Genomic DNA, 18,075 nt, shown 5'->3' with positions numbered 1-18,075 from the left:
CAGTGACGGGAAATCGGGCGCTGCGGTTCGCCGCCCGCAGCGCCCCTCCCGGGGCTCTCGTGTTTCAGTGCAGCGCGGGGAAGCCGCCCAGTTGCTGCTGGGAAGCCTCGGCCTTGACCTGCTCCGCGGCCGCCACCACGGAGCCGGCCGCCGCCCTGCGCTCGGCCACCGCGGCCACGACCTTCGGCGCCGCGAAGGAGGTGCCGCTCCACGCCGCCCAGCCCGACTCGAAGGCCGGGGTGTGGCGGACGAAGGTGCTCACGACGTCGGCGCCCGGGGCCACGAGGGTCACCCACGCGCCGCGGTTGCTCCAGTCGCACACCGCGTTGCCGTCGTGTGCGGCCACCGCGATGACCTTCGAGGCCCACGGCGCGCCGCCGGCCGCGAACGCCGCCGGCCAGAACGGGCGGTCGTGAATGCCGTCGTTGCCGGCCGCCGCGACGACGACCCGGTCGCCGCCGGCCAGGAACGTGGCGAGCGCCGCGCTGAGGATCGCCGGCGGCTGGTCGCCGACCGAGAACCCGCCGAGCGACAGGTTCAGCACGTCGACGTCGGTCAGGCTCGCGATCTTGGCGGCCAGCTCGGCCTCGGTGCACACGCCGAAGCTGTCGAGCACCTTCACGATCCGGACCTGCGCGGCGTCGGTCGACTGCACGACGACACCCGCGATGAAGTTCGCGTGGCCGACGTCCGAGTCGAGCTCGCCGTCGGCGTTACCGTCGAGGACCGTCTCCACGTTGTCCGCCGTGGCCGAGTAGCAGCCGGGCGGGAGCGGGCTGTCGAGGTACACCCCGGTGTCCATGACGACGACCCGGACGGACGATGGGCCGTCCGCCGAAGGGGCGAGCTTGGACGGCGGAGCGGTTGCCGAAATCGGCGGACCGTACGGGCCGCCGTGCTCGTACGGCGTCGACAGGAACACGTGGTTGGGGCCGACGACGGCGTCCGGCAGCTGACCCCGCAGCTGGCGCACGGCCGCGGCGACGTCGAGGCCGTCGGCCTTGAGCAGGCGAAGTCCGCGGTGCGGCTCCCGCTCGGTCACGTCGCTGGGCCGGTGGCCCAGGGCGTTGAGGGTGCGGTGGGCGATCGCGGCGCCCCCCTCGGACACCAGGATTTCATCGGCGACGTAGCGCACCGGGCGGCCGGACTGTACATCGCTGCGCAACCACGGCAGATTGGACAGGCGCGCGTTGCGGACCTGCTCCCACCGCCGGTAACGATCGATCGGTACGGACATCGAGCTCCCCCCAAGAAGGATCAACTATGAGGCCGGTGACATGAGTCGCGTTCCGGACTCCGTGATACACATCCGAGCCTTTGGCAGGATGCAGACGTGACGGCTGCACCCGCGCTCCCCGCCGCCGACGAAGAATTGGCGCAGCGGCTGCTCCCGATTGTCATGGCCGACCCGGGCAAGGCCAAGCACCTCGCTGAGTCGGCTTTGCGCGATGCCGAGCGCGATGCCGACCCCGGCCGGAAGGCGGTCGCGCTGCGCGCACTGGGCCTCGTCGCGCAGGCCCAGCACGACGCGGCCGCGGCGGCGACCCAGCTCAAGGCGTCGATCACCGTGGCCCGGCGGCACGGCCTGCGGGTGCACGAGGCCGAGGCCCGGATGAGCCACGCGCTGATCCTCGACGATCTCGGCCGGCCCAGCGCCGCACTCAAGGAGATCGACCGCGCCGTTGCCGAGCTCCACGGGCACCGGCGGGCCCGGGCGATCATGCAGCGGGCGCTGATCCTGCGGCGGCTCGGGTTCGACCGGCAGGCGATGGAGCTGTACCGGTGGGCGCTGCGCGCGTTCCGCGAGTCCGGCGATCAGGTGTGGGAGGCGCGAACCCTCACGAACCGGGGCGTCCTGCACGGGTACCGCGGCAACCTCAAGCAGGCCGAGAACGACCTGCGGGCCGCGCAGGCGCTCTACAACCGCCTCGGCATGGCGACGGCGGCCGCGCAGGTCGAGCACAACCTCGGCTTCGTCGCCGCCCAGGCCGGCGACGTCCCCACCGCGCTGGCCCGCTACGACCGCGCCCACGACCGGCTGTGGAGCACCGGCGCCGCCGCGGTCGGCCTGCTCGACCGGGCCGACCTGCTGCTCTCCGTGCGCCTCCTGCCCGAGGCCGACGCGGCCATCCGGGCCGCCATCGACGCCTGCACCGACGGGCACCTCGACTCCGTGCTCGGCCAGGCCCACCTCATGCTCGCCCGGCACGGCCTGGCCGCCGGCACGCCCGCGGAGTCCAAGGCGGCGGCCGCGACCGCGCGCCGGGTGTTCCAGCGCCAGGGCCGCAGCGTCTGGAGCGCCCGGGCCAAGGTCGCCGAGATCGCCGCCGTCATCGCCCTCGGCAAGGCCAACCGGGGCACCCTCCGCGAGCTGCGCTCGGTCGCGGCGCACCTGCTCGAGGCCGGCTGGCTGCAGCCCGGCTGGGACGCGCTGCTCGACGCCGCCCAGCTCGCGGTCGACCTCAACGAGCTCTACACCGCGCGCGAGCTGCTCACCGAGGCGGGCGGTGCGGCCAAGCTGGGCCCGGCGCCGCTGCGGGTGCGGTGGTGGCACATCCGGGCCCGGGTCGAGCTCGCCTCCGGCGCGGTCGCGGAGTCGGTCCGGGCGGCCACGTCCGGCCTGCGCCAGGCCGACGCCTACCGGGCCAGCCTCGGCGCCACCGAGCTGCGGGTGCGCGGCAGTGCGGAGACTGTCGCCCTGGCCGGGCTGCGGCTGCGGCTGGCCCTGCAGCACGGCGGGCCGGCGACGGCGCTGACCTGGGCCCAGCGGTGCCGCTCGGCCGCCCTGTCGCTGCCGCCGACGCACCCGTCCACCGATCCGGTCGTGGCCCGGCACCTGATGGAGCTGCGGCGGATCAACGGCGAGCTGGCCGCGGCCCCGACCGGCCCGCAGCGCACCAGCCGCCTGCTGCGCCGCCAGCGAGTGCTGGAGGCCGAGGTCCGCCGCCGCTCCTGGCACGCACCCGGCTCCTCGCCCAGCGCTGTCGAGTTGTCGATCCCGAAGCTGGCCGCAGCGCTGGGGGACCGGGTGCTCGTCGAGCTCCTCGACATCGACGGGCGCCTGCACGCCCTCGTGGTGCGCGGGCGCCGGGTCACGCACCGCATCGTCGGGGAGATCGACGCGGTGCGGGCCGAGCTGGAGTCGCTGCGGTTCGCCCTGCACAACCAGGTCCTTGGCCACACCACCGACGGCGAGCGGCTGGAGCGGCGCGCCGAGGCCCTCGACCGGCTGCTGCTGGGCCCGATCGCCGACCTCATCGGCGCCGGCCCCCTGATCCTGGTGCCGACCGGAGCGCTGCATGCGCTGCCGTGGTCGATGCTCCCGCGGCTGCGCGGTCGATCGCTGACCGTCGCACCCTCGGCGACGATCTGGCTGCGCTGCGTGATGTCGTCCACTGTGGATGGACGGCTGGTACTCGTCGGGGCGCACTCGGCGGAGCAGGCCGCGGACGAGGTACGGGAGATCGCGGCCGACCGCCCCGGCGCCACCGTGCTCGCCGATGAGCGGGCGGGCGTCCAGCCGGCCCTGGCCGCGCTCGACGGTGCGGCGATCGGGCACATCGCCGCGCACGGGGAGTTTCGCGTCGACAATCCGCTCTTCTCGTTCCTGATGCTCGCCGACGGGCCGCTCACCGTCTACGACCTGACCGCGCTGCGCCGCCCGCCGGCGCTGCTGGTGCTGTCGGGCTGCGACACCGGCCTGGCCGCCGTGCACCCCGGCGACGAGCTCATGGGCCTGGTCGCGGCGCTGCTCAACATGGGGACCGCGACAGTGATCGCCTCCACCGGGCCGGTCGACGACGGCGCCACCCGCCACCTCATGCGGGCGTTCTACGGCCACCTCGCCACCGGCCTGGGCCCGGCCGCCGCGCTCGCCGCCGCCCAGTCCGCGGCCGACCCGCGCGACCGGGCCAGCGCCGACAGCTTCGTGTGCTTCGGCGCGGGCTGAAGTTTCCCGGCTCGATCGGCGCGCTCGGAAAATGTCGGACCTCGGGCCTACGATGTCGGCCGTGACCCGACGTCGTGCTCGCACCCCGGTCGCCGCGATTGCGGCGCTGCTGGTGCTGGGCGCACTCGTGGCCTGGGGCGTCGGCGGCGCGCTCGGGCTGCGGTTCGAGCGGGCGGCGATCCCGGTCGAGCGGCCCGTTGTCGCCGAGGTCGGCGCGTCCGCACCCGTCGGGATCGCGTCGATCGCGGTGCCGGTCTCCCCGCGGCTCACCCTGGCCGCCACCGCGCTCGCCGATGCGATCGCCGGCCGGGACCAGCCGCGGCCGGTGATCGGGGCCGAGGGCCCGGCCGATCTGGTGGTGCTCGTCGATGAGGCGGTTCCGGCCGGCGCCTACCGCCTCGACGAGCCCCTCGTGCTCACGGGCGGCGACGACTCGGGCGCGGCCGCCGGGCTCTACGCGCTCGCCGACCGGGTCCGCTCGGGCCGGCCGCTGGTGCCGGCCGAGCAGAAGGGCAACGTCGTCAAGCCCCGCCTCGGCCTGCGGCTCACCGACGCCGGCTCGGTCGGCCGCGAGCCCGACGTGGCCGCGTTCGCCGCCGGCACCGACTACTCGCTCAACACGGACATCGTCGGCGGCGCGCTGCTGCCCCGGGCGCCGTGGGTCGACCAGATCGCCGTCGAGCGGATCTCGCGGCAGTTCCACCAGTTCGTCGAGCACGCGCTCGCGCAGGGGTACAACGGGGTGGTCCTGCCGGGCTTCCTGGAATACATCACGTTCTCCCGGGTCGGCGACGGCTACACCGTCTACGACCGCAACGATGCACACGTCGCGCGGGCCCAGGCCCTGATCGCCGCGTTCGCGCCGGTGTTCCGCTATGCGGCCGACATGGGCATGAAGGTCTACCTGCTCACCGACATGCTGGCGCTGTCGCCGCCGCTGGAGCGATACCTGGACAAGACCTACGGCGGCCTGAACGTCGAGGACCCGAAGTTCTGGCGGGTCTACGCACTCGGCCTGGCCGAGCTCTTCGAGCGCATGCCGTTCGTCAGCGGCCTCATGATCCGCATCGGCGAGGGCGGCGCCGTCTACAAGCAGGCCGGCTGGGACTACGAGTCGCGCATCGCCGTCACCACGCCGGAGGCCGTGCGCACGATGCTCGCCGCGCTCCTGGAGGCGGCCGGCGAGGCCGGCCGCGACATCATCTTCCGCACCTGGACGGTCGGGGTCGGCGCGGTCGGGCGGCTCCACACCGATCCGGAGGCCTACGACGAGGTCCTCGGTGGCGTCGACAACGCGCATCTGATTGTGTCGACGAAGTACACCCTCGGCGACTTCTACAGCCACCTGCCCTTCAACTCGACGCTGGAGAAGGGCCCCCAGCGGCGGATCGTGGAGTTCCAGAGCCGGCGCGAGTTCGAGGGGTTCGGCTCCCTGCCCAACGACCTCACCGGCCTGCACCAGCAGGCGCTCCAGCGGTTCCTGGCCGCCAACCCGCACATCGAGGGCGTGTGGACGTGGACCCAGGACGGCGGACCGCTGCGGGCCGGGCCGATGACGCTCCTGCTGCGCTCGGGGTTCTGGCAGCTGTACGACCTGAACTCCTACGCGCTGGGCCGGCTCGCCTGGGACCCGGCGACCCCGGCGGCCCAGATCACCGCCGACTGGGCCCGCCGGACCTTCTCCGACGACCCGGCAACGGTCGCCGCCGTGTGCCGCGTGATGGCGATGTCCCGCGAGGCGATCACCAAGGGCCTGTACCTGGGCCCCTACGCCGACGACAAGGTGGAGGCCCTGGGCCTCGAGCCGCCCCCGATGATGTGGATCTTCGAGTGGGACATCGTCACCGGTGACTCGGCCGCGCTCGACAGCATCTACGCGGTCAGCCGCGACCACATCGACCAGACCATCGCCGAGGGCGACCGCGCCGTCGCCCTGGCCGCCTCGATGCGGGAGACGCTTGTCGCCACCGACCCGGCGACCTGGCGCGACGCGACGCTGCGGGCGAAGCTGCTCGACGCGCTCGCGTACGAGACCGACCTGTTCCGGACCCTCGGGGCCTACCGCACGATGGTCCTGCGCCACGCCCAGTGGCTCGACACCGGCTCCCCCGCGGCCCGCGCGGCCTGGGAGGCGGCCGAGACGAAGTACCGCCAGGCCCGCACCGCCCACGTGGACCGCTACGGCGGGGACGTGGACCTTCCCGCGTACAACTTCACGGCGGCCGACCTCGGCGCCGCGCGCGCGGACCGCGATCCGCTCATGTCCATCCTGGCTCGGGTGCTGCTCGGCCTCGTCGTGCTGCTCCTGCTGGTCGGCCTGGTCGGCCGCTCGACGGGCCTGCGCGCCCTCTGGCTCGGCGCGACGAGCCCGTGGCGCCTGGCCGACCTGTCCCCGCTGCCCAGCCGCCTGGACCGCGTCGTCGTCATCGCCGTGCCGGCCGCCGCCCTGATCCTGTCCCGCCTGGTCTACACCTGGTTCGCCGCCCCCGCCCACCTGGTCGTCTCCCTGGGCGGCTGGCTCCTGTTCGCCCTCACCGTCCGCCTCGTGGCCGGCCGCCGCGACCCGTTCCACCTCTGGGCCGCCATGGGCGGCGTCGCCCTGCTCCGCACCGCGATCCTCCTGGCCGCCCTGATCCTGCGCGGCCCGGGCGGCTACTGGTTCGCCTTCTGGACCGATCCGGTGCGCCGCTCGCTGTACATCACGGTGGCCTTCGCCGCCTTCGCCTGGCTCTTCGTGGCCGTCGCGCTGGTCCTGCGCGACCGCTACGCCCTACCGCTGCGCCGCACCGCGTCCGTCCTGCTGGCCGGCGCGGGCGTACCGCTCGTCCTGCTGGGCGGCCTGGTGGCGGTGCTGGGCCTGGAGCGCTCCCTGACGATCTGGAACGACCAGATGGCCCTCCTGCCGTGGGGCCTGTCCCGCATCCTCGGCATCACCGTCTACCTGGGCATCCCGACGTTCCTGCCGTTGGCCGCAGTCATCCTGGGCGCCGTGTTCCTGACCACCGCCACGGCCCTGCTCTTCCGCCGCCCCCGCCACGCCGCCCCCCGCCCGACACCCTCCCTCCCGGCGGGCCCGACAGGACAGCAGCGCCCCACGCCCGACACCCGGGCTAACACCCCCAGCGACCCCGAACCAACCCAAGCCATCACCCTCCCCCCACTCCCGACCCGCCGCCGCCCGCTCGCTCTCCCTTCCCACCTCCCGCCGCGCCCGACACCCACCGGCCCCGACGAGAACCCCAACCCTCCACCGCGCCGCCCCCGCCACGCCCTCTAACCCTCACCGCCAGACGACTCCAGGGGAGAGCCGCCCACCGACCGGGCCAAGCCGCCGACCCGCCACTCCCGGCTGCCGCCCAACCACATCGACCCCGCCCGCCCAACCGCATCGACCTTGCCCGTCCAACCGCATCGACCCAGCCCGTCCAACCGCATCGACCCCGCCCGTCCAACCGCATCGACCTTGCCCGCCCAACCGCATCGACCACGCCCGCCCGACGGCAGCGCCTCGCCCGACCGCATCGCCACGCCGCGCCCGACCGCTTCGAGCGGCCGCGCGCCGCTGCACCACGATGCTGAGCGACGCCCCGCCGCACCCGGCCGACCGCATCCCCGCGCCGAGCCGGGCTGAGCGCATCGCCGCGCCGGGCCGGTCTGAGTGCTTCGAGGGGCCGTGCGCCGCTGCGCGACGATGCCGAGCCACGCCCCGCCGCGCCGGGTTGAGCGCTTCGAGGGGTGGTGCGCTGCTGCGCGACGATGCCGAGCCACGCCCCGCCGCGCCGGGTTGAGCGCTTCGAGGGGTGGTGCGCTGCTGCGCGACGATGCCGAGCGACGCCCCGCTGCACCCGGCTGAGCGCCGCGCCGGGCCGGGCTGAGCGCTTCGAGGGGTCGTGCGCCGCTGCGCGACGATGCCGAGCCACGCCCCGCCGCGCCGGGTTGAGCGCTTCGAGGGGTGGTGCGCTGCTGCGCGACGATGCCGAGCGACGCCCCCGCCCCACTCGTGCGCCGCTCCGCCGTTCGCCCGCTCACCGTGGCCGGGCTCGCGTGATGCCGCCGACCACGGCCGCGTCCGCCGCGCCCGTGCGTGCTGGTTCGCTGGTCGCCTGCGCAGCACGGTCGGCTCGCGCCGGCGACGCTCGTGCGCGCGACGCTCGTGCGCGCGACGCTCGTGCGCGCCGCTCCCTTGTTCGCCCGCGCACCGTGGCCGGGCTCGTGCGATGCGGTTGGGCCGCCGCTGGTCGCCTGCGCAGCATGGCCGGCTCGTGCCGGCGACGCTCGTGCGCGCTGCTCGTGGTCGCCTGCCCACCATGGCAGGCTCGCGTGATGCCGCCGGCCACGGCCGCGTCCGCTGCGCCCGTGCGTGCTGGTTCGCTGGTCGCCCGCGCACCACAGTCGGCTCATGCGCCACCCCGTGCGCGCTGCTCGTGGGGTCGCCGCGCACCACGGCCGGGCTCGTGCGATGCCGTCAACCCGCGGCGGGCCACTTACCGGGCCACTCGTCGGGCTGCACAGGCCTCAGTCGTGCATCAGGTGCCGGCTCCTGCGCCACTGGCTCAACCCGCGCGGTGCGTCGGTCCGGTTCGGGCTTGCCGGCCTGCCGAGGCCCTCCGGCGCCTACCCGCCGTCGTGGGCGGCCCGGATGCGGTTGAGCTCGACGTCGGTCTCGCGGTAGGTCCTGCGCCTCGCTTGAGGTTCGTGGTGTCAGCGGCGGGCGGCGGTGGTGGCCAGGGTCCAGGTCACTGCGTCCTCGGCCAGTGCGGCGGGCAGGGCGGCCCAGTGGCGGTTCGCGGCGTAGGCGCGCCAGCGGGCGCCGGCGTAGGTTCCAGCGGCGGCGCCCGCGGCGGCGGCCAGGGCGGGGGCTACCGGGTTGCGGCCTTCACGGCGGGCCAGGAAGGTGGCGGCTACGCCGGCGAAGAGGAGACGGCCGGCCAGCGGGGCGGCGGCCAGGCGGCTGGGGGCGTTGGGCAGCTTGTCGAGGACGAATTCGCCGGCCGCGGCGGCTGTCGTGGCCACCTGCCAGGCTCTGGAGCCGCTGCCGAAGGCGACGGCGGCGGGGGCGGACAGGCTGCGTCCACCGGCGGCGATACCGAGCAGCGCAGAACGAGCGATCAGCCACATGAAGCCGACGCTACCCGGGCGGGAAACCGCGCAAACGTCGTCCCGCGCGGCCGCACTCCCGGCGGTGGACAACGGGCCTGGCGACACAGTCCGGCGACACGACCCGGCGACACGGCCTCGCAACACGACTCGGCGGCACGGCCTCGCGACGCTACCCGGCGGCACCGCCCGGCCACGAGCGTGCGGCGGCGTCGTGGTCGGACCGGCGTCGGGCAACGCCGTCAGGGCAACGCGGCCGGGCAACGTCGCCAGGCAACGCCGTGGGGGGCAACGTCGTCGGGCCCGTCAGCGCAGCGCCGGGATGCCCTCGGCGGTCAGGGTGCGGACCATGGCCTCGGGGGTCGGCATCGCCGCTATCTCCACCTGGATCCAGGCGGCGGCGCTGGCGAAGTCGGGGTCTTCCAGCAGGCGGGGCAGGTGCTGCTGGACGGCCTGCTCGGTGGCGGCCGGCGTCGGGGTGTTGATGGTGAGCGCGGCGCCCGCGTGGGTGATGTCGCCGGCCGGGTCGGTGGTCTCCTGGCTCAGGATCAGTTGCGGCAGGCCGTACGCCAACGCCTGGAGGATGACGCCCGGGCCGCCGGTCGAGATCAGGGCGGCGCACCGCGGGAGTACTGCCGCATCGGGGAAGTGGGGTGCGATCAGGACGTTGGCCGGCTGCGGGCCGAAGTGCGAGGGCTCCGCCTGGAGCAGGAGGTTGACCGGCTGCGAGCGGACGGCGCTCAGGATGGCGGCGGCGTCGGCTCGGGCGGTCGGGCGGGCCAGGACCGTGGTGCTGTACGGCAGCGACGCCAGGCTCGGCGGGGGAGTGCCGCGGCTGACCGTGGTGGGGCGCAGGTCGAGGGTGTTCTGCCAGATCCGCTCGCCCGAGCGGCGCAGGGCCGGCGGGCAGACGTCCAGGTATGTGACGTCCCGGGCCGCGTCCACCGCCGTCGGCAGGCCCCATCTCGCCAGCAGTCCGTCCAGGTGCAGGGCGTAGGCGTTCCACAGGACCATCGGCGGCATGATGCCCAGGCCGTGGACCACGTGGCGGGCGCCGGTCGCGGCGGCGGCCACGGCGCCGGCGACCTCGGCGGTGTCGGAGACGATAAGGTCGGGGCGCCAGGCTTCGGCTTTCGGGAGGAGATCGGTGGTGCGGCGCAGGGCCGTGCTGGCGAAGAAGGCGGCGCGCTCGGCCGCGGTGCCGCCGCGCGGGAGGGTGGCGGCGGGCACACCCACCGGCCACGTCGGCACGCCCAGACGGCGGGCGTCCGCGGTGACGCCGGAGCCGGTGGCGATGACCACCTCGTGGCCGCCGTCGACGGCGGCCACGGCGAGCGGCAGGATTGTCGCGACATGTCCGGACAAGGGGCACGCGCTGAACAGGATGCGCATACCGGCCCCACGTCTCCCGCGCGCGGCGGGTTCAGCGGTGTCGGATAGCTGTCAGCGGCGGCGGGCCAGGGCGACGCCGGCCAGGGCGATCAGGCCGGCGCCCGCGGCGGCGATCAGGCCGTGGTGGTGGGAGGCCCACAGCTGCGGGGCGCGCCCGGTGGAGCGGTCGTCAAAGTCGCCGTGGGCGCCGAAGTCGGTGTGCTCGTCGGCCGGTTCCCACAGGTTCTCCGGCTGGTTCGGGTCGCGCGGCTCGGCCGTCTGCTGCGAGTCGTAGCCGGTGCGGGCCAGGTAGCGCTCCAGCAGGCCCGGGATGAACTTGTCGGCGATGAGGGTGCCGACAGTCGAGGCGCCGACCCAGTATTCGCGGCGGCCCGGGTTGTCGGCGGCGTAGACGACGGCGCGGGCGGCGATCTCCGGCTGGTAGATCGGGGCGACCGGCTGGGCGTGGCGGCCGAGGCGGGAGCGGACCCAGTCGAACTGCGGGGTGTTCACGGCCGGCATCTGCACCATCGTCACGTGGACGTCGCGCTTGTCGTGCATGAGCTCGACGCGCAGTGACTCGTTGAAGCCCTGGATCGCGTGCTTGGCGCCGCAGTATGCGCTCTGCAGCGGAATGCCCCGATAGGCCAGCGCCGAGCCGACCTGCACGATCGAGCCGTGGTTGCGCGGGAGCATGCGGTCGAGGGCGACCCGGGTGCCGTAGACGTAGCCGAGGTAGGACACCTCGGTCACGCGCTTGAACTCTTCGGGCTTCACCTGCATGAACGGCGCGAATACCGAGGTGAAGGCGTCGTTGATCCAGACGTCGATCGGGCCCAGCTCCCGCTCGATCCGGGTGGCGGCGTCGTCGAGGGCGTCAAAGTCGGCCGCGTCGACCTGGATCGGCAGCGCCCGGCCGCCCAGGCGCTCGACCTCGTCGGCCGCGGCCTTGAGCCCGGCCTCGCCCCGGGCCAGCAGGGCCACGGAGGCGCCGCGGCGCGCGAAAGCCCGCGCCGTCGCCCGGCCGATGCCGCCGCTCGCTCCGGTGATGACAACGACCTGCCCAACGTCCTGATGCCTCATGAAAATCCGGTACCCGCCCGCGTCCGCGGCCTAACACCGGAGAGCGCTCTCCGGAGAAAACTCCGAGCCGGCGCGTCAATCCCTTGACAGCGAGGCGCAGGAAGGGCAACTCTTGAGAGAGCGCTCTCTCAGTGCACGGCTGAAGCCGCCGGGAGAACGCCGAGGGACCCCCTGAGGGCGGGGGAGGCGGACCGCGCACACCAGTTGGCGGAGTGCGCGGCCCGTCCCTTGGTCAAAGCCGATTCAGCGGTACCCGCCCGGCTGCTGCGGATACCCGGGCGGCTGCTGCTGCGGATATCCGGGCGCTCCCTGCGGCGGATACCCCGGAGCCCCCGGCTGCGGATACCCGGGCGCGCCCGGCTGCTGCGGATACCCCGACACGGGCGGCTGCTGCTGCGGATACCCCGGAGCCGGCTGCTGCGGATATCCGGCCGGCGGATACGCGGGCTGCTGCTGGTAGCCGGGCGGCGGATACTGCCCCGGTGGCGGGCCGAACGAGGGCCCCGGCGCACCCGCCTGCAGGGCCTGCACGAACCGCGGGTCCGGCTTGGCGACCTCCACGAACTGCCCGTCCTGCGACACGAACGCGCGGGCGATCGCCTGGTTGCCGCTGCGCGCCGCCACGATCAGGCCGGCGAGCAGCGTGAAGATGCCGACGAGGACCAGCAGGCCGCCGGCGTCGCTGCTGTTGACGAGCGCAAAGCCGCCGATGAGCAGCAGCAGGCCGAGGCCGAGGACGCCCAGACCGATGGACAGCAGCCGGGACCGGGCCGCCTTGCACTGGGCGCACCAGGGCCAGCCGGCCGCCTGGACGGTCTTGCGCAGGATGGAGACCACGATCGCGTAGACGATGACCGCGGCCAGGATCAGGATCGGTGTCCAGGCCGGGGGCTTGGAGATGAGCCGCATCGGCTTCATCTCGATCGCCGGTTCGCCGTGTCGTGGGCAGACCTGCGGCAGTTGACCGGCCGCGACCTGTCCAGCGGGAAGCTTGAGCATGAGGCGGAGGATCCCACACCGGCGCCGCGGCCGGGTCGGCCGATCACTCAGTTCAGGACCGCCTGATCGGCCGCCTCCCGGCCGGACTCCCAACCTTCGAGGCTGTCGACCCGGCTCCCGCGGCCGCGGACGGTGCGGGGGAAGATCCGGGTCATCGTCTCCCGGACCTGCTCGTCACGCGAGCGCAGCACCGGCAGCACGTTCTTGTCGGAGGCCTCTTCGAGCGCCAGCTCCGTGGCCCGGGCCAGCCGCTCGCCGATGCGGACCGCGTAGGCGACCAGGAACGACTGGCGGAACGTCTTGAGCCGGGCCCGGCCCGCCTTGCCGCCCGGTGGCTCGGTCCTGGCCATGGCCCGGCCGGCCTGGACGAGCAGCGAGGTGTAGAGCAGCTCGACGGCGTCGATGTCGGCATCGAACCCGAACACCGTGGTGAAGCCGAGGTCGGGCGACCACACGGTGTGGCAGCGGTTCGCCTCGGCCACCGCGCTGAGCAGCGATGCCTTCTCGCCCTCGTAGGGGTGGTCGACGCCGATCCGGCGGGCGAACGGCACCACGTCCGCGCGCTCACCCCGGCCGGCCAGCAGCGCCTCGTCGATCGCGTGCCGGGCGATGAGCTCCTGCGCCTTGGCCGTGTACGTCTCCGCCTCGGCCGGATACGACGTGGACTCGGCCTTGGCCAGCAGCGCCCGCACCCGGTTGAGCAGCGTCTGGTCGACCCGGGAGGCGGCGACGGCCGTCGGCGCCTTGACGAACGGCACGATCACCTCGATCGCCGGCAGCTGCGCCAGCTCCACCAGGAGCCCGAGGAGATCGTCCACGACCGAGATCCGGTCCCGGCGGCGGCGGACGGTGAGTTCGGACACGTACCGCTCATCGGCGCTCCACCACACCGCGGCGCCGAGATCGTCGGCCTGGGCCAGCCAGCGCTCGTCGACCCGGCGCCTGTCGTGCCCGCGCAGGTGGGCGGCGACCGCGTCGATGAGCGCCAGCCCGAGCAGCGGCCGGTCGGTCCCGCCCCGGCGCACCACGGCCCGGTGTAGCTCGGCCGGCTGCCAGCCGCCCCGCCACAGCCGGCCGGTGGCGTCGGTCACGGCGGCGAAGAGCGCCGGGTCGACCTCGGCGGCGGGGGCGACGGCGAGCAGGTCCAGCCCGCTCTCGTACGGCACCGCCCCGCGTACGAGGTCCTCGATCTGCCGGCGGGCGCTGTTCACCGCGCAAGGTTACTTCGCGAGTTCGGCGGGCTCGTACGCGTACAACCAAGCGGTCGCCTTCTCGTAGAACATCGGCACGAAGATCCGCATCAGCGCGGCCTGGAGGCGGCGCCTGACCGGTCCGGCCCGCTTCGCGCTGCGGTTGTCCTCGGCGCTGCTCAGGATCTTGGTGATCCGGGGCCGGCGCTCGGCGTCGTAGCGCCGCAGCGCCTCCGCCACCGATGGCGCGCGCTGCAGCGCCGCGGCCAGCGCCAGAGCGTCCTCGATCGCCATCGACGCGCCCTGGCCGGCGCCGACGGGGTGCGCGGCATCGCCGATGATGACGATCCGGTCGCTGTGCCAGGTGGCGACCGGGTCCAGCACGTGCATGACAGCAGTCGGCTGCAGCGACGTGGTGGCGGCGAGGATCGTGGCCGGCACCACCTCCTCGGCGTACAGCCGCGAGAGTTCCCGCAGTCTGACGGCGTCGTCGACTCCCACGCGCGGCGGGGCCACCGGCGAGGTGACCTGGGCCGACCACCACACCTCGTCGCCCGCCCGCACGTGCAGGAAGGCGCCGTTGCGGGCGAACGTCAGGTTGAACACGCCCGGGTCGACGCCGTCGAGCCGCGACACGCCCGACACGCTGTAGAGCCCGGCGTACTGCGGCACCGGCGCGGCCGGGTCGAGCAGCCCGCGGACCGTCGACCAGATGCCGTCCGCGGCGACGAGCACGTCGGCGGTGTCGGTGGCGCCGCCCTCGAGCGTGACCCGCACGCCGCCTCCGGTCTCGCCGGCGCCGACGAGCCGCGCGCCGGTGACGATCGCCGCCCCGGCCTCGACGGCCGCCGCCCGCAGTGCTGCGACAAGCCGGGCGCGCATCAGCGTCACGCTGCGCAGGGTGTCGCTCGACCGCCGGCCGCGGGGGACGTCGCCGATGAGCATGCCGCCGGCCGACCACATCCGCTGCCGCTCGATCTCGAATCCGGCCGCCCGCACCGCGGCCAGGCCGCCCAGCGCGTCGACGGCCCGCAGCCCGTTGGCGGCCAGGCTGACCCAGGCCCCGACGTCGCCGGCCGGGTCCGCGTACGCCTCGTAGACCGTCACCTCGGCCCCGATCCGCCGCAGCGCCAGCGCCGCCGCCGCCCCGCCGACCCCACCACCGATCACGATCGCTCGCATCTCGCCTCCCCATTTCACCGAATCCCAGTTCGCTGAATTTACTTTCGGTGAAAGTGTGTTCGGGGGAGCGGCTCCTGTCAACCGGCGAATCTGGAAGGATCACGGGCATGACGCCCGGCGTACGTAAGGCCAAGGCCGCCCAGACCCGGGCCGCGCTGCTGGATGCGGCCCGCACGCTGTTCGGTGAGCGCGGCTACCTGAACACGAAGATCACCGACATCACCGCCGCCGCCGGCCGCTCGACGGGCTCGTTCTACGAGCACTTCGCGGACAAGGAGGAGCTGCTGCGGGCGCTGCTCGGCGACATCGAGGACGCGGCCGACGAGCGCCTGGCCGCGCGGGAGCACCCGCGCGAGCACGACCTGACCGACCGGGCCCAGCTGCACGCGCACCTGGAGATCGCCTGGGGCGTCATGCGCCAGCACCGCGCGATCCAGGTGGCGATGTTCCAGTCGATGGTGGCCGACGACCCGGCGTCCGGGCGGGCCTGGCGTGACCTCAGCGAGCAGACCGGGATGCTGCGCGAGCACCTGGAGTGGCTGCGCGAGCAGGGGCGGGCGGTGCCGGGGGAGCCGGAGCTGCTCGCCGCCGGCATGGGCGCGATGCTGGCCCTGGTGAGCTACGCGCTGCCGCCGGATGGTCCTTACACCGACGAGCAGGTGGTCGATGCGTTCACCAACCTGCTGCTGAAGGGATTGGCGGGCTGATCTCGCGGCCCGCGCACGGGGTCGTGGTCGATGTGCCTATCGGCTGGTACAAAAGCGAAGTGAAGATCGTGCTGGCCGGGGGGACGGGCGCTCTCGGGCGCCGGATCGCGGCCGATCTGGCCGAGCGCGGGGATGAGATCGTCATCCTGACCCGCCGATGGCGCCGAGACGTCCCGCACCGCCAGGTCGAGTGGGACGGCGCCACGGTCGAGGACTGGGCGGCCGAGCTCTCCGGGGCCGCCGTGATCAACCTGGCCGGCGAGCTCGTCGACCGCCGCCCCACGGCGAAGAACATCGAGCTGCTGCGGCTGTCCCGGGTCCGGCCCACCTGCGCGCTCGTGGAGGCGGCCGCCGTCCTGGCCGAGCCGCCCGCGGTCTGGCTGCAGGCGAGCACCCTGGCCATCTACGGTGACGCCGGCGAGGCCGAGCTGGACGAGGACGCCGAGCCGGCCGACGGGCCGCCGCAGATGGCCGGCGTGGCCCAGGCCTGGGAGTCGGCCGCGGCCCTGACCGAGGCGGCCACCTTCCACCGCGCGATCGTCGGCACCCGCCAGGCGATGCTGCGCACCGGCATCGTCCTGGACCGCGGCACCCCGGCCCTGGACCGCCTGGCCGGGCTGGTCCGCTGGGGGCTGGGCGGCCGGGTGGGCACCGGGCAGCAGTGGATCAGCTGGATACACATCGCCGATTTCCTGGCGGTCGTACGTCACGTGCTCACGGATGCCTCGATGAGCGGGATCGTGCACGTGACAGGGCCCAACCCGGTTCGCAACACCGAGCTGATGAGCACCCTGCGCGCGGTGCTGCGCCGCCCGCCCGCCCCGCCGACCCCGGCCGCTGCCGTCCGGCTCGGCGCGCTCGTCCTGCGCACCGACCCGGCCCTCGCGCTGACCGGCCGCCGCTGCATCCCGCGGCGGCTGCTGGAAGCCGGGTTCGACTTCAAGCACCCCGCACTCGGCCCGGCCCTCCGCAATCTTCTCGTTCCTTAGCGCCGTCACCCGATCGGGAAGGGGCGGCCTGAGGCTTTTCTTAGATCCGGCTTTAGCGCGCTGTCAGCGGGCCATCACGCATGGTCCTATCCCGGAGTGCACGTATCTCGCAGGTTGATCGGGGCGCTGGCCGCCGCCGGGGCACTCATGGCGATACCGCTTGTCGTCTGGGCGAACGTGGGCGCCGAGGCGGCCACCGACACGCTGCTGTCGCAGGGGCGTCCCGCGACGGCGTCGTCGGTCGAGTCGGAGGAGCTGAGCGCCGGGAACGCCGTCGACGGTGACGGCCGGACCCGCTGGGGCAGCGAGGAGGGCGTCGATCCGCAGTGGATCGCCGTCGACCTCGGCGCCGTGCACCCCGTGACGCGGGTGCGGCTGCGCTGGGAGACCGCGTACGGGAAGGCGTACGAGATCCAGACGTCGCCGGACGGCGAGAACTGGAAGACGATCTACGGTACGACGTCCGGCGACGGCGGCACCGATGACCTGACCCGGCTCTCCGGCGAGGGTCGGTTCGTGCGGATGTACGGGAGTGCTCGCGGTACCAAATGGGGGTATTCGATCTTTGACTTCGAGGTGTACGGGACCGGGCCGACCGCCGGCGACCCGCCGTCGGCCCGCAAACCGGGCCGCGCTTCCCAGGCCCCGCTCGTGATCGGCTCCGACGTACCCCGGCCGTCGAGGTCGGCCGCGACGACGAGGACCGCGACGCCCACCGGCTCCGGCGCCGGGACGGGCCTGGCCGATCCGGCCAAGAAGGACATCGCGATGCAGCTCGTCTCGTCGGCGGAGAACTCGAGCCTGGACTGGAAGGCCCAGTACAAGTACATCGAGGACATCGGCGACGGCCGCGGCTACACCGCCGGGATCATCGGCTTCTGCTCCGGCACCGGCGATATGCTGGACCTGGTGGAGGCGTACACCCAGCGCGTGCCCGGCAACCCGCTCGCCCCGTTCCTCCCGGCCCTGCGCAAGGTCAACGGCAGCGCTTCCCACGCCGGCCTCGACGGCTTCCCGGCCGCCTGGGCCAAGGCCGCGGCCGACCCGCAGTTCACGAAGGCCCAGGACGACGAGCGCGACCGGGTCTACTTCAACCCGGCCGTCGCCCAGGCCAAGGCGGACGGCGTCGGCGCGCTCGGCCAGTTCGCGTACTACGACGCCATGGTCATGCACGGCCCGGGCCCGGACGCGGACAGCTTCGGCGGCATCCGCAAGGCCGCGATGGCCAAGGCCAAGCCGCCGGCTCAGGGCGGCAGCGAGAGCGCGTACCTCACCGCCTTCCTCGACGCCCGCGCGGCCGCGATGCGCACCGAGGCGGCCCACAGCGACACCAGCCGGGTGGACACCGCCCAGCGCCAGTTCCTCCAGCAGGGCAACCTCGACCTGCACACGCCGCTGACGTGGAAGGTGTACGGGGAGAGCTACCGCATCGGCTAGGTGCCAAAACGCCATGTGGCGGGCATAAGCCGTGTTCAGCAAGCGTCCGGCGGGGCTTTGCACGGGTGCGT

12 protein-coding genes are annotated in these 18,075 nt (G+C 74.0%); 5 read left to right on the top strand and 7 right to left on the bottom strand.

The window, feature by feature from the left end; translation table 11 throughout:
• Positions 1–64: 64 nt before the first annotated feature.
• Positions 65–1,237: a S8/S53 family peptidase gene (locus Dvina_RS42975; RefSeq protein ID WP_223096420.1), complete on the bottom strand. Its 1,173-nt coding sequence runs from the start codon at positions 1,235–1,237 to the stop codon at positions 65–67.
• A gap of 96 nt (positions 1,238–1,333) precedes the next feature.
• Between Dvina_RS42975 and Dvina_RS42970 the strand changes: the two genes are divergently transcribed.
• Positions 1,334–3,949, top strand: coding sequence for a CHAT domain-containing protein (locus tag Dvina_RS42970; protein ID WP_223096418.1), 2,616 nt, complete (start codon positions 1,334–1,336; stop codon positions 3,947–3,949).
• Positions 3,950–4,010: 61 nt separating this feature from the next.
• Complete coding sequence (locus Dvina_RS42965; protein ID WP_246655691.1) at positions 4,011–7,226, top strand: hypothetical protein; 3,216 nt, start codon at positions 4,011–4,013, stop codon at positions 7,224–7,226.
• Positions 7,227–8,650: 1,424 nt separating this feature from the next.
• Here the strand turns inward: Dvina_RS42965 and Dvina_RS42960 are convergent.
• The 6 genes from Dvina_RS42960 to Dvina_RS42935 all read right to left on the bottom strand — a co-directional run bounded on the left by Dvina_RS42960 (position 8,651) and on the right by Dvina_RS42935 (position 14,871).
• On the bottom strand, positions 8,651–9,067 hold the full coding sequence (locus Dvina_RS42960) for a hypothetical protein (RefSeq protein ID WP_223096414.1): 417 nt from the start codon (positions 9,065–9,067) through the stop codon (positions 8,651–8,653).
• A 285-nt stretch (positions 9,068–9,352) separates the two neighbouring features.
• Entirely contained in the window at positions 9,353–10,438 is a 1,086-nt protein-coding gene (locus Dvina_RS42955) for a glycosyltransferase (RefSeq protein ID WP_223096412.1), read from the bottom strand.
• Positions 10,439–10,489: 51 nt separating this feature from the next.
• Positions 10,490–11,500 (bottom strand): SDR family oxidoreductase, encoded by a 1,011-nt coding sequence (locus tag Dvina_RS42950; RefSeq protein WP_223096410.1) that lies wholly within the window; start codon positions 11,498–11,500, stop codon positions 10,490–10,492.
• 243 nt (positions 11,501–11,743) lie between these two features.
• Complete coding sequence (locus Dvina_RS42945; RefSeq protein WP_223096409.1) at positions 11,744–12,499, bottom strand: hypothetical protein; 756 nt, start codon at positions 12,497–12,499, stop codon at positions 11,744–11,746.
• A 47-nt stretch (positions 12,500–12,546) separates the two neighbouring features.
• Entirely contained in the window at positions 12,547–13,710 is a 1,164-nt protein-coding gene (locus Dvina_RS42940; RefSeq protein ID WP_223096407.1) for a DUF2786 domain-containing protein, read from the bottom strand.
• Between the two features lie 9 nt (positions 13,711–13,719).
• Positions 13,720–14,871: an FAD-dependent oxidoreductase gene (locus Dvina_RS42935; RefSeq protein ID WP_223096405.1), complete on the bottom strand. Its 1,152-nt coding sequence runs from the start codon at positions 14,869–14,871 to the stop codon at positions 13,720–13,722.
• Positions 14,872–14,978: 107 nt separating this feature from the next.
• On the opposite strand from Dvina_RS42935, the gene Dvina_RS42930 reads away from it, so the two are divergent.
• From Dvina_RS42930 to Dvina_RS42920, 3 genes are all read left to right on the top strand, one after another.
• On the top strand, positions 14,979–15,578 hold the full coding sequence (locus Dvina_RS42930) for a TetR/AcrR family transcriptional regulator (protein WP_223096403.1): 600 nt from the start codon (positions 14,979–14,981) through the stop codon (positions 15,576–15,578).
• Between the two features lie 59 nt (positions 15,579–15,637).
• Positions 15,638–16,567, top strand: coding sequence for a TIGR01777 family oxidoreductase (locus Dvina_RS42925; RefSeq protein ID WP_223096401.1), 930 nt, complete (start codon positions 15,638–15,640; stop codon positions 16,565–16,567).
• Between the two features lie 96 nt (positions 16,568–16,663).
• Entirely contained in the window at positions 16,664–18,004 is a 1,341-nt protein-coding gene (locus Dvina_RS42920; RefSeq protein ID WP_246655690.1) for a chitosanase, read from the top strand.
• Positions 18,005–18,075 lie beyond the last annotated feature (71 nt).

The organism is Dactylosporangium vinaceum (genome assembly GCF_019904175.1).
Taxonomy (GTDB): domain Bacteria; phylum Actinomycetota; class Actinomycetes; order Mycobacteriales; family Micromonosporaceae; genus Dactylosporangium; species Dactylosporangium vinaceum.
This window is presented reverse-complemented; position numbering and strand designations above follow the sequence as displayed.

What these genes read in the sequence shown, in the direction of transcription:
- Dvina_RS42935 (WP_223096405.1), bottom strand. Translation starts at nt 14,871, where the DNA reads ATGCGAGCGATCGTGATCGGTGGTGGGGTCGGCGGGGCGGCGGCGGCG.
- Dvina_RS42945 (WP_223096409.1), bottom strand. Translation starts at nt 12,499, where the DNA reads ATGCTCAAGCTTCCCGCTGGACAGGTCGCGGCCGGTCAACTGCCGCAG.
- Dvina_RS42950 (WP_223096410.1), bottom strand. Translation starts at nt 11,500, where the DNA reads ATGAGGCATCAGGACGTTGGGCAGGTCGTTGTCATCACCGGAGCGAGC.
- Dvina_RS42930 (WP_223096403.1), top strand. Translation starts at nt 14,979, where the DNA reads ATGACGCCCGGCGTACGTAAGGCCAAGGCCGCCCAGACCCGGGCCGCG.
- Dvina_RS42955 (WP_223096412.1), bottom strand. Translation starts at nt 10,438, where the DNA reads ATGCGCATCCTGTTCAGCGCGTGCCCCTTGTCCGGACATGTCGCGACA.
- Dvina_RS42975 (WP_223096420.1), bottom strand. Translation starts at nt 1,237, where the DNA reads ATGTCCGTACCGATCGATCGTTACCGGCGGTGGGAGCAGGTCCGCAAC.
- Dvina_RS42960 (WP_223096414.1), bottom strand. Translation starts at nt 9,067, where the DNA reads ATGTGGCTGATCGCTCGTTCTGCGCTGCTCGGTATCGCCGCCGGTGGA.